This window comes from Chryseobacterium sp. MA9 (assembly GCF_024399315.1).
Taxonomy (GTDB): domain Bacteria; phylum Bacteroidota; class Bacteroidia; order Flavobacteriales; family Weeksellaceae; genus Chryseobacterium.
Genome location: NZ_CP075170.1, coordinates 1,425,371 through 1,450,833, shown reverse-complemented (window position 1 = coordinate 1,450,833; position 25,463 = coordinate 1,425,371). Strand labels below are relative to the sequence as shown.

Sequence of the window (25,463 nt, the reverse complement as noted above, 5' to 3'; positions counted from 1 at the left end):
AATGGAAACCTTATCATACGAAACAGTAATTGATGCTCCTCTACAGAAAGTATGGGATATTCTTTGGAACCCTGAAACATATAGTGAATGGACCCGGTTTTTCGGTGCAGGATCTATCATGAAGTCCGATTGGAAGGTAGACGGAAAGACCTATTTTCTTAATGCGGAGGGAGAAGGAATGGTTTCAACAATAGACAGCCTGGATGAACCCAATCAGATTGTTTTTAAACATCTGGGAATGGTAGACAAAAATGGAGTAGAGGACACCCAAAGCAAGGAAGTAATGGAATGGAACGGAAGCTTTGAAAAATATTTTTTAATAGACTTTGGAGGGAAAACAAAACTTCATGCCGAAGTTCAGGTTGAAAAACAATGGGAAGACCATATGAACACAGGTTTTACAAAAGGATTGATGGTTGTGAAAAGTCTTGCAGAAGGAATAAGTCTTGATTCAGTGTGATTGAAGTTCAAAGTTTAAAATTTAAAGTTCAAAATTTAGAGTTTAGAGTTGCTGTCTTGATATTCATCTCTAATCCCTGCCATCTGCAACCTCTTACTTATAATCTATTACCTATCAACTAAAAAATGAAGCTACTTGTAATACTTTTTGCAACATTTATTCTGGCTTTGCTGGGGACTTTTTTGTTTCAGGGGAAGCCGGATTTTATATTTTCAGGTAATCTTGGAATGGCTGTATTTATCATATTTACAGGTGTTTCCCATTTTAAATTCCAAAAAGGAATGGCCATGATGATCCCGGATTTTATGCCCGCAAAAATGTTTTGGGTATACTTTACAGGTGTTTTGGAAATTGCAGCAGGAATTGGTCTCATGATTCCGGCTATTCGTGAGATAACCGCAGTTTTACTCATTATTTTTTATGTCTTGGTTTTTATAGCCAATATCAATTCTTCCAGGAAAAAGATTAATATTTTTAAAGCAGATTACACCGGTCCGGGAATGAAATACCTTTATACTCAAAGGATTTCCATGCAGATTATCTTAATCGTCTGGACATGGTATTTCGGAATATACTTACACTAAATAAAAAAGACAGTCAACTAAGGCTGTCTTTTTTATATAATTGATATTTTTTTTAATTAAATGATAAAACTGTGTAACGTTTTGTGGGTATGATATGTCTTATTATATAAATGCATTCGTTTTCTATTGTTTTAAAAATGAGTGCTTTCTATAACTTTAACCTTTAAAACAGAAGTTATGAACCTAAATCACAACATTTTCGGTACAGCCCTTATTGTACTTTCTACCATTATGACTAACGCACAAAGTTCTACTGCCAAACTGCCGGGAGATCCTACTTTGCCATCTTCCAAAGCCAATCTTGAGAAGCTTATTTCTTACGACAAAGGAAACTTTAAATACAAAGTTGAAGATTACTTTGCAAGGCCAAAAGCTTCGGCTTTTAAAATCTCTCCCGACGGGAAATACCTTTCCTATAAAGAAAAAGATCAGGACAAAAAGAATCACGTTTATGTAAAAGACCTGAGTTCAGGAAAAATTACCAAAGCTATCGTGGAAAAAGATGATCTGATCAGAGGCTATGGCTGGCTAAATAAAAAGCGCCTTTACTACACACAGGATAGAGGAGGGAATGAGAATATTCATTTGTATGCTACAGATGCAGATGGCGGAAATCAGAAGGATTTAACACCATTTGACGGAGTAAAAGTACAGTCAATCATTCCTATAAAAGATACAGACTTCGTTGTGGTTACCCTCAATAAAAATAATAAACAGATTTTTGAACCTTTTAAAATCAACTTCGTTACCGGAGAAATGACCCAGCTGTATGAAAATAAAGATGTTAACAGCCCTATTGACGATTACCTTTTTGATAAAGATGGAAATTTAAGAGGTTATAGTGTTCTTGAAAACGGATTAACCACAAAAACATATTATAAAGATCTGCAGACAGGAAAATTCAATCTGATCAAATCTGCGGACTGGTCTGATACTTTCAGTATTATAGAATTTAATGAAAATTCTAAAAACAAAGACGAAGCTTATGTAGTAACGAATCTGGATAGCGATAAAGCGAGAATTGTGCTATATGATCTGAAAAAAAATGCTGTGATTAAAGAAATTTATTCTAATCCTGTATATGATGTAAGCTCAATAAGCACTGCCGGAAAAAACAGAAACTATGAGCTGGATTTTATCAGCTATGAAGGGACAAAAGGAGAAACGGTTCCGGTAAGTAAATTTTATAAAGAAATACATGATAAATTAAAATCTCAGTTCGGAGATAAGGAATTTGGAATTGCTTCTTCCGATGATAATAATGATAAACTTCTGGTGGTTGTAGGAAGTGATAAGCTCTACGGAACTTATTATGAATATGATACAAAAACCAAGCAGACCAAGCTTCTTTACAATCTGATGCCTCAGTTGAAGGAAGAAGACATGGCTGAAATGAGACCTATCGAATTTAAAAGCAGAGACGGGCTGACTATCCATGGATATATCACACTGCCTAAAGCGGCACTGGAAGGGAAAAAAGTTCCTTTGATTGTAAATCCTCATGGTGGACCGCAGGGAATCAGAGACAGCTGGGGATTCAATCCGGAAACACAGTTGTTTGCAAGCAGAGGATATGCCACACTTCAGGTCAACTTCAGAATTTCCGGAGGCTATGGGAAATCATTCCAGAAATCCGGTTACAAACAGATCGGAAGAAAGGCAATGGATGATGTGGAAGATGGTGTAAAATATGCCATTGAACAGGGATGGGTAGACAAAGATAAAGTAGCCATTTACGGAGGAAGTCATGGAGGATATGCAACATTAATGGGATTGATCAAAACTCCGGATTTGTATACCTGCGGAGTGGATTACGTAGGAGTTTCCAATATTTTTACCTTCTTTGCTTCCTTCCCGGAATATTGGAAGCCTTATAAAGAAATGGTAAAACAAATCTGGTATGACCTGGATAATCCTGAAGAAGCTAAAATTGCTAAGGAAGTTTCTCCGGTATATCAGATCGATAAGATTAAGAAACCGTTATTTGTAGTACAGGGAGCTAATGATCCAAGAGTAAATATCAATGAATCTGACCAGATTGTAAAAGCAATGCGTGCCAAAGGTTTTGAAGTTCCTTACCTTGTAAAATATGACGAAGGACATGGGTTTGGAAAAGAACCGAACAGAATTGAACTTTACAAATCGATGTTAGGATTCTTTGCAGAAAATTTTAATAAGTAAACTATTAATTAAATAATATTTGAACGGAGGGCTTAGGTCTTCCGTTTTTTTATGACAAAGTTATTGCGAGCAAAGCGAAGCAATCTCATGATAAGTCTAATAAATGGAGTTAGAAAAGCGCAAAGTCGCTAAGGTTTTACAAGCGGTATGCTTTAAGGCGCAAAGATTTTATCTCGGGTAAAATTGTATAGTTCTAAAGATTTTACAGATATTTCAACGGTAAGTTTGTCATTCCGGGCAAAGCGAGGAATCCAGGCTTCATGTTGAAAATAGCTCTTCTTGTTAATTATACAGGTATTGATAAAAACTGTTTAATAACCTTGATCTACACTGATCTACAAGAAAATAAAAAGAATCCCACTTGCTGAAAATCTTTGATTTTCTTGCGCCTTAAAAAATTACGCATAAAGATTAGAAAAACTTTGCGTCCTTGCGACCCCAACAAAAATATATAAGTTTGGAAATACAAAGATTTTGTCATTCATCATTGATACTCTTAGCCCCGATAGCAGCGGTTACCCCGGAACATGAGTAGGAGCGTCGGAGGATAAGGTTGAGGAACAGCCTGGCGTGAGGAGTATGAGCGGATAGCGGGAATAAGCTCCTAAGAAAATAAATAATGAGTAATAAGCAATGGGGTAATCTGATAAAAATAAGAAGATAAAAATGTTGATGAATAAAAGAAAAATTGAATTGTAAGAAAAATATTTTAAATTTATTAAAGTAAAACCAAAAGGCTGGCCGTCATAGCAATATGGAGGTTGTCGAAAAAATAACAATGCCACAGAAAGAGAAAGAAAGCATCATCTCGCAGACCGTTTCCAACTACGGAGGGAAGCTGATGTCCTATATTCGTCCGAAAGTGAAAAATACGGAGGATGCGGAAGATATTCTGCAGGAAGTGTGGTATCAGTTCAGTAGCCTTACGAATATTTCGGAGATCGTAAATGTTGGTGGGTGGTTATATAGAGTAACAGCGAATAAAATCACGGATCGTTACCGTAAAAAGAAAACAGAAAATCTTGAAGATTTCGTATATGAAGATGAAGACGGCAGTTTTTCTATCAAGGATATCTTATTGATGGATGACAGTGCTGGTCCTGAAGTGAAAATGTTTCAGGATGAGATCTGGAAAAAACTGTTTGAAGCACTTGACGAACTTCCTGAAAAACAAAGACTGGTCTACGTAGAAAATGAACTGAACGACAAAACCCTCCAGGAGATTGCCGATGAGCAGGGTGAAAACATCAAAACCATCATCAGTAGAAAAAACTATGCTGTGAAGCATTTGAGAAACAGATTGAGAAAATTATACGAAGATTTAAAAAGTTAGAAAAAGAAATTATGAATCATAAACACAAAAAGGGTTGGATTTTTTTATTGTTATGCCCACCATTAATTTTAGCCGCTGTTACATGGATTGTAATGCTGCTTTGGAATTGCCTTCTCCCAGAGATTTTAGGGGTAAAAGCCATTACATTCTGGCAGGCGATGGGAATACTGATCCTAAGTAAAATTCTTTTCGGAGGTTTCCATTTCGGTAAAGGGATGAAAGACTTCAAGGAAAGAAAAATGAGAGAAAAAATGGAAAGCTGGTCCCCTGAGGAAAGGGAGAAGTTCAAAGAAGTTTGGAGAAATAAATGCTCGGGAGGATTCTTCAACAGAAACAACGAATAATTTGAAATTTTTAAAGAAGTAGTAAAGTAAAATTAGAATTCATTCGTCTCTATAAAAAACAAGAAGTAGTAAAATTTAAAATTTTGAAAAAATGAAAAATTCAGCATTAAAAGGAGCTCTAGGAGCATTAGCCGTTGTGGGTGTAGCCTTAATCGCTAAAAAAGCAATACAAAGAAAAAGATTTATCAAAGGAATTTTTGATGAGTACGGAATCAAGGAAAAATCACCTTTCGGACTGGCAGATAAGATCAGAGAAATGAATGATGAAGACTATCAGGAACTGAAAGGGAAATTCAAAAAAGAATTCCATTCAAGATGCTGTAAAAAAAAGGATAATACCTTCGAAGCATAATACGCAAAGACTAAATTGAAATTGTTACATTCCGGCGCGGAAAGCAAAGCTTCCCGCGCCGGAATTTTTTATTTAAAACAAGCTGTTAAGAGGTGTTTTAGTCTTACATTTGTTTCTTTGTTATAAAGTTTATTCAGAAGATTATGAAAATCAAAAATATTTTTATTGCAGCGCTGTCATTTTTTTCAATGATCATTTACGGACAAAATTCCAGACAGAAACAATATGTTTTCTTTTTACATAATAAGTTTTTAGAAGATCATTCTTTTGAAGAAGCGCATCCCAAATATGGTGTTGCAGAGTATAAAGAAATACTCAATAAATTAAAGGATAAAAATACGATTGTGATTTCTGAGAAAAGAAAAGCCAATTCAGATCCAATGGTCTATGCAGAGAAAGTGAGAAAGCAGATTGACAGTCTTATGAAAAAAGGAATTCCAGCTGGAAGGATTACTGTTGTAGGAACTTCTCAGGGAGGATATATTGCTCAGTATGTATCTTTTTATGAGAAAAATCCGCAATTGAAGTTTGTCTTCATTGGAGCAAGCTTTAAAGATGATTCTTTGGAAAAAGATAAGAACTTTAAGCTGTATGGAAGAATTCTTTCCATTACTGAGAAGTCGGATGACGGGCATGTGCCGTTGTCACAGGAGCAAAGATTGATCAGATCCGGTATTAAGGATTTTAAAGAAATAGAGCTTAATACAGGGATGAATCATGGTTTTCTTTTCAAGGCCCTCAATGACTGGATTGTTCCGGCTAAGGATTGGATTTTCCGCAAATAGATACTGGTTGAGCTATTACCGTTTAGTTCTTATGATTGAAGTTGCTGCGAAATGATCTGCGTAATCGGTGAAATCTGCGGGCAGAAATTAAAGTTGAGATTCCTCGCTATGCTCGGAATGACAAAAGGACTGTTGAGCTCATTCAATTCGCAGCATTTGTTGAGAAGTACAATTTTATCGGAGATAAAATCTTTGCGTCTTAAAATATGCAGTTTGAAAAAGAACTAGCGTCTTTGCGTTTTCCAACTTTAAAATAATAAATGATATTGAGATTGCTTCACCTTTGATTCGCAATGGCTTTTAGATCCGTTCTTCCAACAAAATTTTACCGTAAACATCAAACACAAAGAAAAATAAATCCTTATTTTTGTATTTCTCAATGAAAGACTACTACTATTTTCTCGGTATATCCCAGGATGCTTCGGAAGAAGACGTCAAAAAAGCGTATCGAAAACTGTCTTTAAAATATCATCCTGATAAAAATGATAACGACGACTTTTTTGCTGACCGTTTCCGCGAAATTCAGGAAGCTTATGAGACGTTGAGTGATCCTGTCAGAAGACGTGCTTACGATCAGAATTTAGAAAGTCATCAACGAAGTTTCAGATATAATATTCCACCTGCCATCAAAACTTTTACAGCGAATAAAATTCACGCAAAAAAAGGAGAGGAGATAATCATCAACTGGCAGACGAGTAATGCCGATGTGGTGAAGGTATTGCCTTTCGGATTAGAAAAGCCATATGGAGAGAGGATCTTCAAGATCACAGAATTTAAAGATGGGAAATTCCAGCTTCTGCTTCATGCAACGAATTCTCTTTTGCACAAAACCGTTGTTCAGGGAATTACCATTACGGAAGTTTTTGAAAATGATACTGAAAAATTCAAAAATACGGTAGAAGAAATGTTTAAGCCACAACCCAGAACGGTGATGAACAGGTATGGGCAACCTAAAATTATAATGCTGTTTTGGGGAATTATCGTACTGGCAATTGCCTTATACTTTTTGATTAAAACGCTAGGCTAGGCCATTTTCTTTCTTCCCGGGCATTTTTTGCATCTTTTTCCTTTCTTGAACTTTTTACAACACGATTTCTTTTCACAGAACATCTCTTCGTTATTGAATGAGTAAGGTGCCAAAGGCGGAACTTTAAAAGGGACAATCATATTCATGCTGCAAATATATTAATTTAGAATAAATATAATTAATAAAATTTCATAAAATTCTTTAAACCTGATGTGTAGCAGTTATAGCCTGCTTTTTTCGGCATTAATGGGCTTAAATTTTATACCGGATAATTTCTTACATTCACTATAAACTAGGTTTAAGCTTACACTTTGGAAAAAAATAGTTTTTACCAACTCTTTTTAATATAAGTTTAATTAATAGGTTAAAATCCATTGATTAAATACATTATTTTAGCAATAGATAATGTACTTAATTATATGTTAATTAATGCTTTTCGTTATATATTATGTATAGGATAGTGGTTATTATTAATGAAATTAATGTAAACCTTATCATAAATTATGAAATGTGAATTATGAGAAAAAGTCACAAATAGAGGTGTGAATTATCACCTTGGTAGTACTCTTGTGAAATCGTCCAAAAAATTGTAATTTTACCCATCTTTTTACAAACAAAATCTAATAAATAAAAATGAATACAGAACAGTTTGTGAGCCGTCACATTTCCCTTAATGAAGCCGATAAACAGGCGATGTTGGAGAAACTTGGCGTTTCTAGTATTGAAGAGTTAATTTCTCAGACCATTCCATCTTCTATCCGTTTAGAGAAAGATCTTGAGATCTCGGAACCGCTTTCTGAATACGAAATGTTGAACCACTCAAAAGAATTGGCATCTAAAAATACAGATTATACGAGTTACATCGGATTTGGATACCACAATACACTTTTGCCTTCAGCAATCCAGAGAAATATTTTTGAAAACCCTAGCTGGTATACAGCTTATACTCCGTATCAGGCAGAAATTGCACAGGGAAGACTTGAAGCTCTTCTTAATTTCCAGACTGTAGTATGTGATCTTACAGGTTTTGCATTAGCTAATGCATCTTTGCTGGATGAATCTACTGCTGCAGCTGAAGCAATGCATATGTTCTTCAACAACAGAACGAAAGATCAGAAAAAAGCAGGAGCTAATAAGTTCTTTATTTCTGACCTTGTTCTTCCTCAAACAGTTTCTGTATTAAAAACAAAAGCTGAAGGATTAGAAATAGAAATTGTAGTGGGAGATCATAAAACACACCAGTTTGATGGTTCTTATTATGGAGTTTTATTACAGTATCCTGGTAAAAACGGAATCGTTTTAGATTACACAGAAAATATCGTAGAATACAAAAAGCTGGACCTTCAGGTAGCAGTTGCCTGTGATCCTATGGCTTTGGTTAAGCTGAAATCTCCTGCAGAAATGGGGGCTGACTGTGCGGTAGGAACTACACAGAGATTTGGTATTCCATTAGGGTACGGAGGTCCTCATGCAGCTTTCTTTGCTTGTAGAGAAGACTATAAAAGAGATATCCCGGGAAGAATCATCGGCGTTTCTCAGGATATGTACGGAAGACGTGCATTAAGAATGGCACTGCAGACAAGAGAACAGCATATCAAAAGAGAGAAAGCTACTTCAAATATCTGTACAGCTCAGGTTCTTTTGGCAGTAATGGCTGGAATGTATGCTGTTTACCACGGTCCAAAAGGATTGAACTATATCGCAGATCAGATTCACTTTAAAGCAAATGCTTTGAAAGGAGGTCTTAAAGCATTAGGTTATCAGGTAGTAGAAGAGCCAATCTTTGATACTGTGAAAATCACGATGGCTGAAGATGAGAAAGGAAGATTAGTAAGGTTGATGCTTGATCACAGATTAAATCTAAACTATTTCACAGAAGGTGTGGTAAGTATTGCGATCAACGAAAGTACAACATTAGAGAAATTAAACTATCTGATGGCTTCTTTCGCTCAGTTTAAAGACAAGCAGACTTTCAAATTAGAAATAAAAGAAGGATACAGCATTCCGGACGAAAACTTAAGAAAAGACGAAATCCTTACAGAATCAGTATTCAATAAATACCATACGGAAACAGAATTGATGCGTTACATCAAGCGTCTTGAGAGAAAAGACTTATCATTGACACATTCAATGATCTCTTTAGGATCTTGTACGATGAAACTGAACGCAGCAACTCAAATGTTACCGCTTTCCTGGGAAAACTGGGGAGCTGTTCACCCATTCGTACCTGTTAACCAGGCTGAAGGGTATCAGGAAATGATCCGTGAACTGGAGAAAGACTTAGCAGAAATTACAGGTTTTGCAGGAACTTCTCTTCAGCCAAACTCTGGAGCTCAGGGAGAATATGCAGGATTAATGGTAATCAGAGAATACCATATCTCAAGAGGAGATCACCACAGAAATGTAGTATTGATTCCTCAGTCTGCACACGGAACAAACCCGGCTTCTGCAGCTATGGCAGGAATGAAAATCGTAGTTGTGAAAAACCTTGAAAATGGTGAAATCGACTTCGAAGATCTTAAAGCTAAAACAGAACTTCATTCAGCCAACTTATCAGCTGTAATGATTACTTATCCGTCTACTTATGGATTCTTTGATGCGAACATTAAAGAAATTACAAACCTTATCCACGAGCACGGAGGACAGGTATATATGGATGGTGCCAACATGAATGCTCAGGTAGGATTTACAAGTCCTGGAAACATTGGAGCTGACGTTTGCCACCTTAACCTTCACAAAACTTTCGCAATCCCTCATGGAGGTGGAGGCCCTGGAGTAGGTCCAATTTGTGTAGCTAAACACTTAGTCCCTTTCCTTCCTTCTAACGCGAATATCAGAATCGGGTCTAAAGAAGCTATTGAGGGTATTTCTGCTGCACCTTACGGTTCAGGATTGATCCTTAATATTTCTTATTCTTACATCAAAATGCTGGGAACTGAAGGTCTTAAAAAGGCTACAGGGCATGCTATCATGAATGCTAATTACCTGAAAGAAATTTTAGCTGAGCATTTCCCAATCTTATATTCAAACGAAAACGGAAGAGTAGCTCACGAATGTATCGTAGATTTCCGTCAGTTTAAATCTTTAGGCATTGAAGTGGCTGATGTGGCGAAGAGATTGATGGACTATGGTTTCCATGCTCCTACCGTTTCTTTCCCGGTTGCAGGAACATTGATGATTGAGCCTACAGAATCTGAAAGCAAGTCTGAAATCGATCGTTTTGCAGAAGCATTGATCTCTATCAAAAAAGAAATTGATGAAATTGCCAACGGAGAAGCAGATGCGACTAACAACGTGTTGAAAAATGCTCCTCATACAGAGCAATTGGTAATCTCTGATTCTTGGGATAAACCATACAGCAGAGAAAAGGCAGCTTATCCATTAGAGTGGGTAAGAGACCACAAATTCTTCGCTTCTGTATCAAGAGTAGATGAAGCTTACGGAGACAGAAACTTAGTGTGTACTTGTGAGCCAATTGAAGCTTATATGTAATCTCAGTTTTTTAAATATAAAAATCCCTTTCAGTGATGATAGGGATTTTTTGTTTTTATTCATCTATAGTCATTGCGAGAAAAGAGAAGCAACCTCAAATTACACAAAGCCAATTATGCTCTATTAATCAAATAACTTATATTTCTCTCTATAATCTCCTTTTGCTTTAAAATGTCCTGTTTTTTGATTATAAAGAAAAATATATTCTACAGGAAACTTTTTGAAAGGATTCTCAACAGAATATTTGACCTGCCTGCCATTTATGGTTGTGTTGTCATACCAAAACCCATCTGGTGCTCGTCCCTGGATCAATACGATTTTTCCTGTGAAAGCAATATCATTGAATCCATCGTTATTATAATCTTTTATTTTTAATTGTAACTCATGAGGTTCATAAACTCTGTTGTCCTCATCAGTATCATAAGTTTTGACATTACCATCATAGATATTTACTAAAGAATCTGCTGTTACTTTGTAAATTTCATGGCCTCCATTTCCATGGCCTGTTACTAATGTTGCCAGTAAAAAAGGATTTTGTTTGGGAAAGATTTTTATAAATTCATATCGTTGGGCAAACAAAATTTTGACAAGCTTTCCTTCGGACGTTAATAATATTTGGTTTTTCCAGGGATATCCTGCAGTGGGACCCGTTTTCCAGTCATATTCAATAAAATAATAATCCTGATCCGAACCATTTATTTTTACCTTTTTGAATGCTGTTATTTTTTCGCCTTCCTCCTGTTCAGGGCTTTCATTAATTGTAAGATCAAAAGTCTGCCGAAGATTTTTGATAAACAATGAAGAATCCTTAATTTTCGGATAATCGGAGATCTGCTCGAATTTTTTTTCGTTCTTTTGGGCACAACTAAAAATTATGAGAGAAAGAATTACCAGTAAGGGAGTTTTCATAGGGTTACAGTAAGAAAGAATGGTGTAATTTATTAGATTTCAACGGAAATACAATCATTTATTTGAAATAAAAAGGTTTTCCTTTATTAAAATAAAACCACCTCCCAAAATTGAGAGGTGTTCTATTATTTTGTCATATTCCTTTACCTTCTTTTAAAGCTATAGGCAAGCAAAATGGCTACGCCCATAGTTACGCAGGTTATAATTGAAATAGTTTCAATTGAAATTCCACTTTTCATCTGTGTGTTTTCTTTTTCACATGAAAAAAAGAATAATACTGTCATAAATAGACAGACCGATAGTAATTTTTTATTCATAAACGCATTTGTTTGGTTATGAAAGTTTTACATCAAAAAGTATACCGGATTTGTAGAGTGATAGAAAGGGGTTCATTAAGGTGCTAGATTAGACTTTTAGGATAGATCAATACCCGATTAATAGGACTAAATTATGAAAGATAGTTAACTTTATGAGTAACTTCTTCAACTAATCCCTGGCTTCCAAAATAACAAAATAAATGATTGATGATAAGTCCAAAAAGAGGAAGCAGTTTTCCAAAGAAACCTTCAAAATAAATCAGTGTAATAATAAGAAATGCAAGTGCAAATAAGTTTAACTTCCATAGCCTGACTTTGTAAGTGAGTATTTTGCTTTTTTCATTATAGGTGAATTTTCCGTCATCAATTAAAGACAAATAGTCCCAATTGGATCTTTCTTTAAGAAAACCCTCATTGAAAGAAACAAATCCCGGTCCGTAAAGAATATTTTGAACTTTTTTCTCTCTAAGTATATCACGTGCTGTATAAATTACATTATCAGAAGTTTTATCTTTTGTGATTTCTTTTTCAAAAGTATAAGTAAATGGGAACATATAGTTTTAAGCTTGGTTATTTGTTTTTCCTTCATTCCAATAATAGCTGTCCGGGTAGATTCTGGCCCCAAAAACAGCTGTTCCCACCCGTACAATGGTAGCTCCTTCTTCAATGGCTGTTTCCAGATCTCCGCTCATTCCCATAGACAGTTCTTTCATCTCCACATTCGGAATGTTTTCACGAATGATGTCCTGTTGAAGATTTTTAAGGATTTTAAAACATGCTCTTACTTTCTCGGTTTCAGCACTGAACAGACCAATGGTCATCAAGCCCTTTATTTTCAAAGTAGAGTAGTGAGAAATCTTTCGGATAAGTCCAACCGCTTCATTGGGATCAACTCCAAATTTACTCTCTTCATTGGAAGTATTCACCTGAATTAAAACATCCATTGTCCTGTTTTCAGCTAAAAGTCTCTGATGAAGCTTTTCAGCAAGTTCCAGACGATCCATAGACTGAACGCAGGTAACATCATATTTCAGAATATCTTTGATTTTATTGGTCTGAAGATGGCCTATAAAATGATTGTTATGAGGTATATCTTTTAAATCATCGTACTTCTCCTTTAATTCCTGCACCTTGTTTTCTGCAATTAAGATTTGGCCATTTTCCAGAGCAACTTTAATTCGTTCTGCAGAAACTGTTTTAGTGGCCAGTAATAACTTAACTTCATCAATATTTCTTCCGGATTGTTCACAGGCATTTTTTATCCGGTTATTGATGGTGGTGAGATTGTGGAGAATGTCATCTTTCATGATGGGATGGTTTCTTTGGCTTCCAGTTTTTTAATTAATGCGGCTTTTACAGCCGTTAAAGCATAATCCTTAGCTTCAGCAAAAGAAACAGTGTATTTTCTTTCAACGGTTCTCATTTCTTCCGGAAACTGATTTAGTAATTGATCGTAGAATGTATCCAGGATCTCAGCAGAGGACATTTCATAATTAATCTTTAGCTGGAAGCGTCTTAAAAGAGCGGTGTCAATAATCTCAGGATGATTGGTAGCACAGATTAAAAGAGAATTCTCAGGGTAATAATCAATCAATTGAATCAAGGTGTTCACCAGTCTTCTCATTTCGCCCACATCCTTATCATCACTGCCTCTTGCTTTTCCTATCTGATCCAGTTCATCAAGAAAAAGGACAGATCTTTCTCTGGCGGCCTTATCAAAAATCATTTTAATATTCTGGGAAGTTTCTCCGATGCGGGACGAAACAATATTACTAAGATTTAAAATAATAATATTTTTTCCCAGGGCATTGGCAATGGCTTTTGCTGTCATTGTTTTTCCGCATCCCGAACTTCCCTGAAGTAAAATCTTATTATTAACCGGAAGACCGTATTCCTGCAGCTCTTTAATATAATTGTGTTCCTTGATAAGCTGCACAAGATGTTCCCTGTTGTTTTTATCTAGAAATACTTCATTAAGGTTGACTTGTTCCTTATCCTGGATAATAAGATTGTACAGATTCATGATGACGATAAAATAATTATTGGATAAACAAAGATAAAGTTTTATTGAATGTTAAAAAGAATCCTGAATAATAATAAACATCTGGTCCAGCGTAAAATGAATGATGAGCTATAAATTATGAATGGAAATTCGCATTAGAAAACAATTTATAACAACATGAAAAATATTCCTAAACAATCTGTGGACAATAAACAATTTTTGTTTTTACAGAACACCTTAATAAAAAAAGAAAAGCCAGACTTGCGGCCGGCTTTTCTCATTTGGATATTAAAATTTGTTATGAAACTAAGATCTTTTTGTTTATGTTTTTGGGCCCTTTTACCCGATGGTAAAAGAGCAATCCGATCTCTCAGACTAAAAACATAAAACAATATAATTAGTATAGATTTTCTATAGGCTTGTTTTAATTAGAATTAGTTTCTTTCTCTTCTTACTGTCATGAAATATGAAGTGATTACTACTAAACCTGTTACGATACCGATATAAGTTACCATTTTGTATTATTTTTAATTATTTGACTTTTTTTTATCAATCTTTCAATTGCAATATTACTACTTTCAAATCACGTGCCAAAGTAAAACTTCATGATGTATATCAGTGTATTACGGTTGTTGATGTTCATTTATTGATGAATTTTTGTTTACATTAAATTAATGCATTATTGAAAATTTATTAATACTTTTATTATTCTCTCTGTAAAATTATGTGAAAACGTTAACCGTTTCTTGACTTCTATATTGGAGTTGATAAAACAAATAATAAATAATGCTTGGCATAATATTGTTTTAAACCGCTTTTTTTGAATGTAAATTTTTCACGCGAAAAGGATTTTAATGTTAAGAAAATTTATTTTTAGCCTTGTTTTTCATTCGGAATTTTTGTCAGCTGTCACATTTCATGACGTGGAGAAATATTGATTTTTGTGTCAGATCAGAACAATAAGTTTGCATAATGGCATACTTTTTAAAGCTTTTGAAATGTTGAATGTAGCTAAAAATAAAGCACTTAAGATAACTTAAATGCGTGTGAGAAGTATAATCATATGATTAATGGTTTAAAAAACTGAGATTTTCACAGCGTAGTGAAGACAGAGAACCATCTGCTTTCTTTGGATAAACAGAGAATTTCGCCGTTATTCTTTTTTGGAATTACCTGAGTGCTTTATTACTTTTGTACAAAGAATAAATTTATGGGACGCAGTTATATTTTTCTTGCTTTAGCTATTGTATTTGAGATCATCGCTACGAGTTTCCTGAAAAAATCTGAAGAATTCTCCAAACTATGGCCATCCGTAGTGACAGTCATAGGATATGCCTGTGCTTTTTATTTTCTAAGTCTTACCCTTCGTCAGATTCCTGTAGGGATTACCTATGCAATCTGGTCCGGAGTGGGAATTGTCTTTATAACAATGATTGGGGTTATCGCCTTCAGGCAGATTCCTGATCTTCCAGCTATTATTGGTATTGCTCTGATTGTAATCGGGGTGATTATTATTAATGTATTTTCAAAAATGGGAACGCATTAAAAAATAATCTCCTGATGCTTTTGCATCTGTTTCCAGTGTTTAGATCTTGTTTTGTATAAGAAAAATTTTCCCAGTTTATATTTGAACTTTAAATATCCGCGAAACTCAATACCGTCAAATAATGTAAAGGGAATTGTCGGATTTTCTTCTAATGACTGTCTGATTCCATTACTGAATACAGTAGGTCCTGTAGTAGAATGTATATCATGTGGATAGCGGTGGCTGTTTATATTATCAATCATCAATTCCAGTGTTTTCTTTAGAAAAGGATGATTTTTATTGAAAATAAGTGCCCATTGAACATACAGATTTTCATGTCTTTCTACACTGATTACAGCTTCATCATTATCTTTAATCAATTTTCTGAATGGCTTGATAATACTACTGTCAACATCCAGATATACACCTCCTTTCTTATATAAAACAGCATATCTGAAAAAATCAGCTTTTGCAGCACCAATCCTTAGCTTGCGATAAGTTTCAATATATTGGGGAGAGAATTCTTCTTCGAGAAAATTTTCTATATCCTGATCATCATAAAAGTAATACTTATATTCCGGATTCTTTCTTTTCATATTCCAGATATGATAACGCGTAATCAGAGGAAGTTTTTTAGTTATAAAAGTCTGAAATATTTGTTTGGGTACTGCCATATTCTTTAGTATATTCTTATTAAAATCCTGAGATCATTTTTCATCAACTATGTGCATACACTAATTAAGATTTTTCATGAAGGAGAGAGCTACAATCCCTGAATATGAAACAGCTTATGTTTAGCTGAGGTTTTGATTGTATTTTGTGAGAATGGTTAAATGCTGAAGAGCGAAAATTTTAATTTTTTTTTAATATTCTGGTCTGGGAATATTGATAATAAGTTCAGATATTGTAAAAATTAAAACTAAACAAGGCTGAGAATGACTTTGTTTAGTTTATTTTGCTCTTCGTCTTTCAAAAGGATTATAAGAAATTCCGGCATTGAAATAGAATGAAGGTTTATAAGTTCCTTTCCATATATAATCATTAAAAGACTCCTGTTTATTAAAAGCCCTGGAATTAATATTGGCTCTAAGCCCTGTTTTAAAAGTTCCTATGAAATTTCCCCCAAGATTATGCTCATAGATCACCCCTGAATTGAGAGCAACCTGCCGGAATTCATACGTATTATTCTTTCTGTAGGTGTAAAAAGAAGTGTTGTCCATTTCCGTCCCCAATGAAACTCTTCCATTTGAAGAAATATCTTTTCTTACCAGTACTTTTTTCGGAAGCAGAACATCCAATACCCATCCGTTATTAAATCTGTTTTCATAAGTGAAGATAGGAAGTACAGGTATTTGGGTACTGGGATCAATAATACCAGCCAGCCCAAGAGTCATTTTTATTTTTGGAGTTGCTTTTAAAATCAATGAAGCAGTTATCAATCCTCTGATTCGTTCAAAATGCTGATCACTTCCATCCGTTGAAATACTGGCTGAGTAGATGGCTGTCTTTTTGAGCAATCTTGAAAAATAAGTCAGATTGATGGCTTCCGAATGATAGTGGAAATTTTCGTCAGCTTCAATTCCGGGGATAACAGGATTTTCATTTCTGATCGAAGTGTAACGGTAGCTCAAGGCAGTACTCAAAAGCCAACTCCTGTTTTTGATAAAATAAATATTGGCATCCGCTTTTAACTGCTGAAAGCTTTTCACCTTATTGTCCGGCAGATCCTTTCCCTGAAGCTGTGAAGAGAAAGAGGATGGAGAAACCAGGGTATATTCAAGATTAAAGTTTCGTGCCTGCGGAATTTTATCAGCAAAAAAAGCACGAACCTTCAAAGGAATACTATCCTTTTTCTGGGCATATGTAATGTTTTTAAAAGGGAGGATTGCGAGTGGGACAAGCATTCTTCTCAATGTTTTCATGGGTTGTTTATTTTAAAGGTTGAATTACAGATTGAAAAAAATTAAATGTAAAAATCCTGTCATAGAAAATATCCAGACTGTTTTCAATAATTGCATCAGTGTAGCCGGCCGTATCCGGTACAAATGTTTCCTCTACAAAAACAAACCAGAGTTCCGAAAGTCCGTATCTTCTTCTGAACTCTTCAGAAACATTGCTGTCAGGCACGGTAGAATGCTTGAGATCACAAAACAGAATTCCTTTTTGATCTCCATTATGTTCCACAATATTAATAGGATGATGGAGATAGCTGAGAATTTTCATTTTCGGTTCAAAACATTCTACAAAATGGTGTAAATCAATGATCTGTATTACTTTTTCTTCCTGTTGAGAGTCTGTCATAAAGAAACATTCCAATGATATTTCCTGAGTTAGTTCGTGAAAAGCTGTTAATTCCATATGTGTTCATTTTACAGTACAAAGGAATAGAGAAAAGGGCCGCGTCAATTTGTTTTTATACAAAATGGCTGGTATTTTATACCAAATCCCGGAACATCATAATTGGTATAATAAAATGCAGGTTTTGTATAATAAAATAGTTGTAATTTCCGTTATTGTCTATTTTTGTTAATGATAAAATGAGCCTATCCTATGAAATACAGTCCGCAGAAATTTGAAGAAACCTTTGTAATGGATTTTTTGGTGGAAGCGAAGTATGGGATCCGAAGGCATCTGCTGTTTCTGATTTTCTTTTTCTTTTTACTGTACAGTGCGAGGTTCTGGCATTGGTATTCAGGAATATATCAGTACTATGTTTTGTTCTTTGTGTATATTATTCTGATTGCAATGGTTTACATTAATATATATGTATTGGTTCCACGGTTTTTCTTTAAAACAAAATACCTTACCTACCTTGTGCTGCTTATTCTGATGGGAGTTGTAGGGCTTAATTTTATTGGGTACAGTTTCAGATACCTTTTTGAGGACTTCAGAACACAGTACATTCCGAAAGATAATGAAAGGGGAGGAATCTATGAAGGCGTTCTGATGTGTATTCCGATTATTCTGACAACGACAACCATAAAACTTCTACAAAAATGGATCAATGATAATAAAAGAATCAATGAGCTGAGTACTCTTACGCTGAATATGGAGTTGAATGAGCTCAGAAACCAGATTAATCCCCATTTTCTGTTTAATATGCTCAATAATGTAAAAGCACTCATCAGAACAGATCCGGCAAAAGCTTCGGTGGTGATTGTAAAACTTTCCGAGTTTCTGAGATATCAGCTGTATGAAAACAGTGAAGAAAAAACGTTACTGACCTCAGAAATTGATTTCCTGTCCAACTTTTTAAACCTTGAAAAAATAAGACGTGATAATTTCTCTTTTGATATTCATACCGATGTTGATAAAAGAATGACCAGCAGCACATTTATTCCACCAAATCTGTTTACTACTTTCGTAGAAAATGCTGTAAAGCACAGTGTAGATCTCAGTGGAGGAGAGTCTTATGTGAAAGTGGAAATTAATATTGAGAATAAACAGCTTTATTTCAGGTGTGCTAATTCAAGGAGTGCCGGTTATGTAGTTTCAGACAGTAAAAACAGCGGGCTTGGGCTTGCCAATATTACCAGAAGACTGGAACTTCTTTATAGTGATACTTTTGCCCTGAAGATAGAATCCGGTGAAAAAGAATATATTGTAAATTTAAAAATTCCCGTGTGATGAATTGTATTATAGTTGATGATGAACCTTTGGCAAGATCCGAAATGAGATCTCTGATTGCTGAAATTTCCAGTATTGATATCCTTGGCGAATTTTCCAATGCTCCGTCTGCACTCGAGTTTCTTAAAGATAATGATGTAGACCTTATTTTTCTTGATATAGAAATGCCTATGGTAACAGGTCTTGAGTTCGCGGAAATGCTTCCGAAAAAATCCCTGATCATCTTTACAACAGCCTATTCTCAGTATGCACTGAAGAGCTACGAGCTGGAAGCTGTTGATTATCTTCTGAAGCCTGTTGATCCTCAAAGATTGGAAAAAGCAATTGATAAAGCGATACTTTACACCGAACTTTTATCCAAAGACACTGTAAAAAATACTGTAGAATCCAATACTGCAGACTTTTTATTCATCAAAGCAGAACGAAGGTTCTATAAAATCAGTTTTTCAGACATTAAGTTTATAGAAGGGCTTAAAGACTATGTAGTCATTCATACAAAGCAGCAAAAGCTTATCACTGCAATGAATTTAAAAACCATTCATCAGAAAATTTCCGGTGAAACCTTCATCAGGGTGAGCAAATCCTACGTAGTGAATATGAACTATATAGATTCATTTGATAATCATAATATATACATCGAAGACTCCGAAATCCCTCTTGGAGAAGTATATAGATCAGAATTTTTTACAAAATTTGCCGGTGGACTCCTCAACTCGGATTAATAGATGAGTAATGGGTAATCAGCAATGAGTAATAATAATCAGGCTCAGGAAATATATATATCCATCTGTGAAAATCTGTGGGGAAAAATGTATCAAAGTTGTCATTCTGAACGAATGAAATGTAATGTAGAATCTCATGTTGACTAACAGTAAGATTCTTCTTTCATCAGAATGATAAAAGCCAAATGGTGCAAGGCAGTCTTTTAAATAAACCTTTCAACGGCTTTAGTCAAAAGTTAAAAGCATCATTTATTTTAATAAAGCTTCTGATCTTTTTCACAGTAGAAACTCCTCCTTTTTCCTTTACCTGTTTGTTTCTTGATCAGCTTCTGACCACATACAGGACATACAGATTTGGTATGAACCAACCAATGTTTTTTCAAGACAAATTCTCTTTTCCAATTCAGAAAATCAAAACTGTAATTTCTGGCCTCAGTAATAAGTTCCTTTCTTTTTTTAAGAGGGAGATTACCGACCAGACTTTCAGGCTGCACTCCAATCCTGAAAAGCACTTCATTTTTAATAATATTTCCTACACCTGAAAAAATGTCCTGATTCATCAATGCATCACAAACCATCATTTTAGGATTTGATTTCAGCTTCTCTTCAGTTTTCTTAGGGCTCCACTGATCGTTCATTACGTCAGCTTCCCAATCAATTGTAGTGAGAAAATCAAGATCTACGGATTTTACCGAGCAGGTATAAAAATAGATGCTTCCTGTTGAGAAAAACAAGGCTAACCGCAAACTTTTATCCGGTTTGGTCTGTTCATCAATACTGTAAGAGCCGAACATTAATAAATGAATACGGATGGCTGCTTTTTCAAAAACGAGATAAGTCTGTTTTCCAAAAGTACGGATTTCGAGAAGAGTCTGGCCAATAAAAGAATCTTTTTCAAATTTGGCATTTCCTGAAATCTCTGTGATTTGCTGCCCCGCAAATGGCTGCAGGTTTTCTTTCATTAATATGATGGATGGACCTTCAGGCATAACATTGATTTTGAGATAAAGATTCAAATAGCATTCCATTACTTTATAAAATCTGAAGCTTTATCTCAAACATACCTTTTTAAAACAACTGTTACTCCACTCAGGACAGTTTTTGGCCGACAAATCGGATTACAGAACCTGTTCCATTGTGGAATAATCCTTCATTGAGTTCTATTTCTGTTTCTCTTAATTCAATAATATCATAATCAGGAAAATCAGCTTTGATCTCTTCAATAGAAAATAAAGATTCAATATCCTTTGGACCGCCTACTTTTTCGTTCTTTGCAATATATTCAAGATGATTTTTACTGAAAGCTTCAAAAATAATAAAACCGCCTTTACGCAGATATTGATTCAGCATTTGATGTATGGATGATTTAACAGCACCCGGAAAATGAGCATAGATAAGAGCAATAGCGTCAAACTGTTCTTTGTGATAATTTAAAGTTGAAAGTTCTCCAACCTGATAATCAATCGTGGTTCCCAGTTGCTCTGCAAGCTGTAAAGCCTTGTTTTTGCCATTGGCGCTGATATCGAAAGCTGAAACCTGCCATCCCTTTGCTGCTGCGAAAACGGCATTTCGGCCTTCACCTTCTGCGGGGAAAAGTATTTTGCCTGGTTGTAATTTACCAAGCTGCTCTCTCAGATAATTGTTGGGCTCTGTTCCATACGCAAACTCTTCGCTGCTATACCTTTCGTCCCATCTGTTGAGCCATGTGTTGTCCGTCATTATATAAAGAATTTAAAATTTACATGAAGAAGAATCATAAGTATTCTTCAGTTGTATTAGTCGTATCAAATGTAGAATATTTCCTCAAGTTTTCCGATCCCTAAAAAACGTTCACTATTATAGATTTTTTGAATGACAGATCTGTTTAATAAAAATCTAAATACTATTCCATACAATTAAAATTTGGAGTAATTTTGAAAAATGATGAATTTAAACCAGATTTTCACCAATCAACGTACAGGAAATAATCCACAGACTAAGGCTTCACGAACTGATTTTCAAAGAGATTTCGACAGAATTATCTTTTCTTCTGCGTTCAGAAGACTGCAGAATAAAACGCAGGTTTTTCCTCTTCCCGGAAGTGTTTTTGTACACAACAGGCTTACGCATTCTCTGGAAGTATCATCTGTAGGAAGAAGTTTAGGTAGTATTATCGGTGAATTTATTGCTGAAGATTTTAAAAACGAACTTACTGAAGATTCAAAGAATTTTTACCTCTATAATCTAGGAAACGTAATTGCAGCCGCATGTTTATGTCATGATGTGGGAAATCCTGCTTTCGGTCATTCCGGGGAAGATGCCATTGCAAGCTATTTTGAAAGAAATGAAAAAGATCTGAAGTCAAAATTCAATGAAAAGGAGTGGGCGGATCTGGTTAATTTTGAAGGAAATGCCAATGCCATCAGAGTTCTGGCACAGCAGCAGCAGGGAAAAGATGCCGGAGGTATTCAGCTGACGTTCTCCACGCTGGCAAGCATTGCAAAATATCCTTGTGAGGCTGTAGCAAAGAAAAAAGGAATCATTCACAGAAAGAAATTCGGGTTTTTCCAGAATGAAAAAGATATATTTCTGGAAATTGCCAAAGGAACGCAGCTTATTTCTGAAAGTGAAGAACCTCATATTTTCAAAAGACACCCTTTTGTATGGCTGGTAGAAGCAGCTGATGACATCTGCTACAACATCATTGATATGGAAGATGCCCACAGATTGGGAATTGTTTCAACAGCAGACTGTAAAAATTTATTTTTTGAACTGGTAAAATCTGAAACAAATGATGTTCAGAGAATTGAAACAAAGCTAAGTTCTATCTCCAACGAAAACGAACAGATTTCTTATTTAAGAGCAAAGGTAATCAATGCCTTAATCAACAAATCGATTGAAATGTATAAGCATAACTTTGAAACGATTCTTGAAGGAAATCTTGGTAATGGCTTACTTGATATCTATAAAAAAGAAAATAAAGCACTGCAGGATATTGAAAGTTTCTCGGTAGAAAAAATTTACAATCACAAAGCAGTTGTTGAAATTGAAAATGCAGGCTACAACGTAATGTATGAGCTGCTGGATCATTTTATTCCTTCCATTCTGAAGCCGGATAACCAAAGAAAATCTTATGACGAAAAAGCTTTGAAATTAATTCCAAAGCAATTTATTTACAATGACGGTACCGATTATCAGAAAGTTCTTGGGGTCGTTGATTTCGTTTCAGGGATGACGGACAATTACGCTACCGATTTATATAGAAAAATTAAAGGAATAGACATCGGAATGACCGTGTAAATTCTACTTATTGTAATAATACAGAAGCCTCTTCGATTAATGATTTCATTAAAGTGGAGGCTTTTTTATGTTTTAAAAGCGGGGCGATCTGCCCTGCCCAGAAGAATACCAGATCATTCTTTTGTTGTTCCAAAGCAGCCTTTCTCAATGCTCCCATAAAATGCGTTTGTAAAGGAAACGGCAGTGTCTTATCAGTTGCAGCCAATACATCTCTTGCAATTCTTGTAGTAATTCCGCGTCCTAATCTTCCGGTATAAGCTCTGGTTAAAGTAGTGGATTTTGCTGCGTCGGAAAATAAAAACTCTTTATGAATGGGTAGCGCTCCGGATTCTTCAGTAGCCAGAAAAGCGGTTCCGATTTGTACAGCATCAGCTCCCAGCTTGAAAGCGCCGGCAATTCCATGGCCGTTAGCAATTCCTCCAGCCGCAACAATGGGAATTTTTACACGATCCTTTATCAGTTGAATCAATGCAAAAGTTCCCGTTGTAGAAAGTTCAGCCTGATCCAGAAACGAAGGTCTGTGGCCACCACTTTCAAAACCGGAAGCTACAATAGCGTCCACTCCCGTTTTTTCCAGAACAATCGCCTCATCCAGCGTTGTTGCATTTCCCAATACAACAGTTCCCTGACGATGAAGTTCTTCGATGAGGTTTTCACTAAGCAATCCGAACATAAAGCTGAAAACTTTAGGCTTAATATCAAAAATAACATTTAGCTGATTCTGGAATCTCGATTCAAAAGAGGGGGGAAGTGGAGGTATATCTGTGTTTAAAAGATTAAAATAAGGTTTAAAAATTTCAACAGCCTTTTGATATTGTTTTTTTGTATGCTCTTCGCTAATGATGTCGTGATCATTTACCCAAAGATTAAGATTGTAGGGTTTGTCTGTTTTCGATTGTATTTCTCTGTGAATATCATATATTTCCCGAGGTAACAAGGTATATGCTCCAAAACCTCCCAATCCGCCAAGATTACTCACTGTTGTTGTGAGTTCAACGGTAGAAAGCCCTCCGCCAAAAGGACCTTGTAGAATAGGATATTCAATTCCCAATAATTCCGTAATTCTATTTTTATTCCACATGATTGTATCGGTTTTAATTAAAAATTTGAATTAAGGGTGTACGTTGATCAATGTCTTGTTAACGATCAGCCATTTCCCGTCTATATGATTGAAAGTTATAAAATTATAATAATTAAAATCATACATTCTTACGTTTAGTTTTGCGACAGCAATTGAATTAATGACATCAATTGATATAATTTCAGCTTTAAATCTCTTTCCGGATTTCTCCGGACTTACACGGTTTCCAACTCCTTCAATATATTGTTCTGCAGTTTTGAAATAGGGAACTCCATCTACATCTCCAAAGAGTAAAGCTCCTTTATAAAAAGCTTTTGTAAGAAGTTCAGTATTCCCTTCATAAATCCCTTTGAAATAATAATTCTCTGTGATATTTCTTATTTCAGCTTCTGGTGTTTGGTTGGTTTTCATACTCTTTATATTTTGTGCATGGCCGTTCAACGGAAGGCAGAACAGCCATGCAATGATTAATAATAGTTTCATGATAAATGATGTCCGGCTCCCATTCCTCCGTCTACATTGATGATAGCTCCGGAAATTAATTTGTTCTTAGCAATCGCATGAATCATCTGAGCAACTTCTTCCGGCTCTCCAATACGGTTGATCAAATGTATTCCCGCATTATTATCAACGTCTGCAGCATGCATTGGAGTTCTGATTAATCCGGGAGCAACCGTATTGACCCTGATATTATCTTTTCCAAATTCTGCAGCCAGCTGTAAAGTCAGTGCATGAATAGCTCCTTTACTCGAAATAGGCGCAGTAGAGGGAGATTCCGCAATCGCATGGTATACTAGTGGGGTTCCCACATTGATAACCACTCCGTCTTTTTGTTTAATCATCTGAGGAATAACAGCCTGCGTTGTGAAGAATGTTCCTTTCAGATTCGTTGCTAAAAAACGGTCCAGATAGTCTTCTGTAACCTCTAAAAATGGTTTGTTTTCGTAAATTCCGGCATTGTTGACAAGAACGTCGATTGATCCAAATCTTTCAATTGCTGTTTTTACCAACGCTTCTCCCGTTGATTTCTCTGATATACTTCCGGAAACCATTGCCAGATTTTCTCCTGCTCCCAGTTCATTGTAAACTTGCTCTAATTTGGATGCTGTTTGTGAATTGATGATTACATTATCACCTCTGTCTAAGAAATAACGGGCTGTTTCCAATCCTATTCCTGAAGAGGCCCCTGTTATGATTACGGTTTGTTTTTTCATTGCTGATTTATTTTTTTTCTGTTGAAAATCCCTGTTCTTTTAACACTGAAACCTGTTCTCCGGCGTATCCCCAGTTATCATCCTCAATTTCATTGATGACAATATGGGTTAAATGAGGATCTTTGTTCAAAACTGAAGTTACAGCTTCACTTATTTTTCTGATTAACTGTTGTTTTGTTTCGCGGTTAAGATCTTCGCGAAGCACATCTACTTTTATGAATGGCATGAT

The 25,463-nt window shown here is 35.4% G+C and carries 26 protein-coding genes; 13 read left to right on the top strand and 13 right to left on the bottom strand.

Features of this window, described 5'->3' with window-relative positions; genetic code table 11:
• Nucleotide 1: 1 nt before the first annotated feature.
• From KIK00_RS06650 to gcvP, 9 genes are all read left to right on the top strand, one after another.
• The gene (locus KIK00_RS06650) at nt 2–460 is read left to right on the top strand and encodes an SRPBCC domain-containing protein (protein ID WP_255815770.1); all 459 of its coding nucleotides are present in this window, start codon (nt 2–4) and stop codon (nt 458–460) included.
• Between the two features lie 125 nt (nt 461–585).
• The gene (locus KIK00_RS06645) at nt 586–1,044 is read left to right on the top strand and encodes a DoxX family protein (RefSeq protein WP_255815769.1); all 459 of its coding nucleotides are present in this window, start codon (nt 586–588) and stop codon (nt 1,042–1,044) included.
• A 177-nt stretch (nt 1,045–1,221) separates the two neighbouring features.
• Nucleotides 1,222–3,225 carry a S9 family peptidase gene (locus KIK00_RS06640; RefSeq protein ID WP_255815768.1) on the top strand — a complete coding sequence of 668 codons (2,004 nt, stop codon included), beginning with the start codon at nt 1,222–1,224 and terminating at the stop codon, nt 3,223–3,225.
• A 778-nt stretch (nt 3,226–4,003) separates the two neighbouring features.
• Nucleotides 4,004–4,558, top strand: a complete 555-nt coding sequence (locus KIK00_RS06635) for an RNA polymerase sigma factor (protein ID WP_223601627.1) — start codon at nt 4,004–4,006, stop codon at nt 4,556–4,558.
• 11 nt (nt 4,559–4,569) lie between these two features.
• Nucleotides 4,570–4,902, top strand: coding sequence for a hypothetical protein (locus tag KIK00_RS06630; protein ID WP_149832605.1), 333 nt, complete (start codon nt 4,570–4,572; stop codon nt 4,900–4,902).
• 91 nt (nt 4,903–4,993) lie between these two features.
• Entirely contained in the window at nt 4,994–5,254 is a 261-nt protein-coding gene (locus KIK00_RS06625) for a hypothetical protein (RefSeq protein ID WP_213279852.1), read from the top strand.
• A gap of 143 nt (nt 5,255–5,397) precedes the next feature.
• Nucleotides 5,398–6,039: an alpha/beta hydrolase gene (locus tag KIK00_RS06620; RefSeq protein ID WP_255815767.1), complete on the top strand. Its 642-nt coding sequence runs from the start codon at nt 5,398–5,400 to the stop codon at nt 6,037–6,039.
• A 379-nt stretch (nt 6,040–6,418) separates the two neighbouring features.
• The gene (locus KIK00_RS06615) at nt 6,419–7,066 is read left to right on the top strand and encodes a J domain-containing protein (protein WP_255815766.1); all 648 of its coding nucleotides are present in this window, start codon (nt 6,419–6,421) and stop codon (nt 7,064–7,066) included.
• Nucleotides 7,067–7,699: 633 nt separating this feature from the next.
• On the top strand, nt 7,700–10,558 hold the full coding sequence (gcvP, locus tag KIK00_RS06610) for an aminomethyl-transferring glycine dehydrogenase (protein WP_255815765.1): 2,859 nt from the start codon (nt 7,700–7,702) through the stop codon (nt 10,556–10,558).
• Nucleotides 10,559–10,681: 123 nt separating this feature from the next.
• Here gcvP and KIK00_RS06605 read toward each other — a convergent pair whose 3' ends face one another.
• From KIK00_RS06605 to KIK00_RS06590, 4 genes are all read right to left on the bottom strand, one after another.
• Nucleotides 10,682–11,467 carry a hypothetical protein gene (locus KIK00_RS06605; protein WP_255815764.1) on the bottom strand — a complete coding sequence of 262 codons (786 nt, stop codon included), beginning with the start codon at nt 11,465–11,467 and terminating at the stop codon, nt 10,682–10,684.
• A 448-nt stretch (nt 11,468–11,915) separates the two neighbouring features.
• Nucleotides 11,916–12,338, bottom strand: coding sequence for a hypothetical protein (locus tag KIK00_RS06600; RefSeq protein ID WP_255815763.1), 423 nt, complete (start codon nt 12,336–12,338; stop codon nt 11,916–11,918).
• A gap of 6 nt (nt 12,339–12,344) precedes the next feature.
• A complete protein-coding gene (locus KIK00_RS06595; protein WP_255815762.1) occupies nt 12,345–13,091 on the bottom strand; it encodes a YggS family pyridoxal phosphate-dependent enzyme in 747 nt (248 codons plus the stop codon).
• Nucleotides 13,088–13,807 (bottom strand): AAA family ATPase, encoded by a 720-nt coding sequence (locus KIK00_RS06590; RefSeq protein ID WP_255815761.1) that lies wholly within the window; start codon nt 13,805–13,807, stop codon nt 13,088–13,090. Before KIK00_RS06590 ends, KIK00_RS06595 begins: the two co-directional genes overlap by 4 nt.
• 1,189 nt (nt 13,808–14,996) lie before the next feature.
• Between KIK00_RS06590 and KIK00_RS06585 the strand changes: the two genes are divergently transcribed.
• Entirely contained in the window at nt 14,997–15,332 is a 336-nt protein-coding gene (locus KIK00_RS06585) for a multidrug efflux SMR transporter (RefSeq protein WP_255815760.1), read from the top strand.
• Here KIK00_RS06585 and KIK00_RS06580 read toward each other — a convergent pair.
• The 3 genes from KIK00_RS06580 to KIK00_RS06570 all read right to left on the bottom strand — a co-directional run bounded on the left by KIK00_RS06580 (nt 15,329) and on the right by KIK00_RS06570 (nt 17,669).
• Entirely contained in the window at nt 15,329–15,985 is a 657-nt protein-coding gene (locus tag KIK00_RS06580) for a glycosyltransferase family 32 protein (RefSeq protein ID WP_255815759.1), read from the bottom strand. The two genes, KIK00_RS06585 and KIK00_RS06580, sit on opposite strands and share 4 nt — an antisense overlap.
• 276 nt (nt 15,986–16,261) lie before the next feature.
• Nucleotides 16,262–17,233, bottom strand: a complete 972-nt coding sequence (locus KIK00_RS06575) for a DUF6268 family outer membrane beta-barrel protein (RefSeq protein WP_255815758.1) — start codon at nt 17,231–17,233, stop codon at nt 16,262–16,264.
• A 7-nt stretch (nt 17,234–17,240) separates the two neighbouring features.
• Entirely contained in the window at nt 17,241–17,669 is a 429-nt protein-coding gene (locus tag KIK00_RS06570) for a hypothetical protein (protein ID WP_255815757.1), read from the bottom strand.
• 192 nt (nt 17,670–17,861) lie between these two features.
• On the opposite strand from KIK00_RS06570, the gene KIK00_RS06565 reads away from it, so the two are divergent.
• Together KIK00_RS06565 and KIK00_RS06560 are read left to right on the top strand one after the other, a co-directional pair.
• The gene (locus tag KIK00_RS06565) at nt 17,862–18,938 is read left to right on the top strand and encodes a sensor histidine kinase (RefSeq protein ID WP_255815756.1); all 1,077 of its coding nucleotides are present in this window, start codon (nt 17,862–17,864) and stop codon (nt 18,936–18,938) included.
• The gene (locus KIK00_RS06560) at nt 18,938–19,660 is read left to right on the top strand and encodes a LytTR family DNA-binding domain-containing protein (protein ID WP_255815755.1); all 723 of its coding nucleotides are present in this window, start codon (nt 18,938–18,940) and stop codon (nt 19,658–19,660) included. Before KIK00_RS06565 ends, KIK00_RS06560 begins: the two co-directional genes overlap by 1 nt.
• Before the next feature lie 254 nt (nt 19,661–19,914).
• On the opposite strand, the gene KIK00_RS06555 is transcribed toward KIK00_RS06560, so the two are convergent.
• Both KIK00_RS06555 and KIK00_RS06550 read right to left on the bottom strand, forming a co-directional pair.
• The gene (locus KIK00_RS06555; protein ID WP_255815754.1) at nt 19,915–20,649 is read right to left on the bottom strand and encodes a DNA-formamidopyrimidine glycosylase family protein; all 735 of its coding nucleotides are present in this window, start codon (nt 20,647–20,649) and stop codon (nt 19,915–19,917) included.
• Nucleotides 20,650–20,749: 100 nt separating this feature from the next.
• A complete protein-coding gene (locus KIK00_RS06550) occupies nt 20,750–21,379 on the bottom strand; it encodes a bifunctional 2-polyprenyl-6-hydroxyphenol methylase/3-demethylubiquinol 3-O-methyltransferase UbiG (protein WP_255815753.1) in 630 nt (209 codons plus the stop codon).
• A gap of 204 nt (nt 21,380–21,583) precedes the next feature.
• Between KIK00_RS06550 and KIK00_RS06545 the strand changes: the two genes are divergently transcribed.
• Nucleotides 21,584–22,939, top strand: a complete 1,356-nt coding sequence (locus KIK00_RS06545; protein ID WP_255816654.1) for a deoxyguanosinetriphosphate triphosphohydrolase — start codon at nt 21,584–21,586, stop codon at nt 22,937–22,939.
• A gap of 7 nt (nt 22,940–22,946) precedes the next feature.
• On the opposite strand, the gene KIK00_RS06540 is transcribed toward KIK00_RS06545, so the two are convergent.
• Genes KIK00_RS06540 through KIK00_RS06525 form a run of 4 tightly spaced genes read right to left on the bottom strand, consistent with a single transcriptional unit; the run spans nt 22,947 to nt 25,460 of the window.
• Nucleotides 22,947–24,020, bottom strand: a complete 1,074-nt coding sequence (locus KIK00_RS06540; protein WP_255815752.1) for a nitronate monooxygenase family protein — start codon at nt 24,018–24,020, stop codon at nt 22,947–22,949.
• 30 nt (nt 24,021–24,050) lie between these two features.
• Nucleotides 24,051–24,503, bottom strand: coding sequence for a nuclear transport factor 2 family protein (locus tag KIK00_RS06535; RefSeq protein ID WP_255815751.1), 453 nt, complete (start codon nt 24,501–24,503; stop codon nt 24,051–24,053).
• Nucleotides 24,500–25,234 carry an SDR family NAD(P)-dependent oxidoreductase gene (locus KIK00_RS06530; RefSeq protein WP_255815750.1) on the bottom strand — a complete coding sequence of 245 codons (735 nt, stop codon included), beginning with the start codon at nt 25,232–25,234 and terminating at the stop codon, nt 24,500–24,502. Before KIK00_RS06530 ends, KIK00_RS06535 begins: the two co-directional genes overlap by 4 nt.
• A 7-nt stretch (nt 25,235–25,241) precedes the next feature.
• The gene (locus tag KIK00_RS06525; protein ID WP_047377560.1) at nt 25,242–25,460 is read right to left on the bottom strand and encodes a 4-oxalocrotonate tautomerase family protein; all 219 of its coding nucleotides are present in this window, start codon (nt 25,458–25,460) and stop codon (nt 25,242–25,244) included.
• Nucleotides 25,461–25,463: the final 3 nt, after the last annotated feature.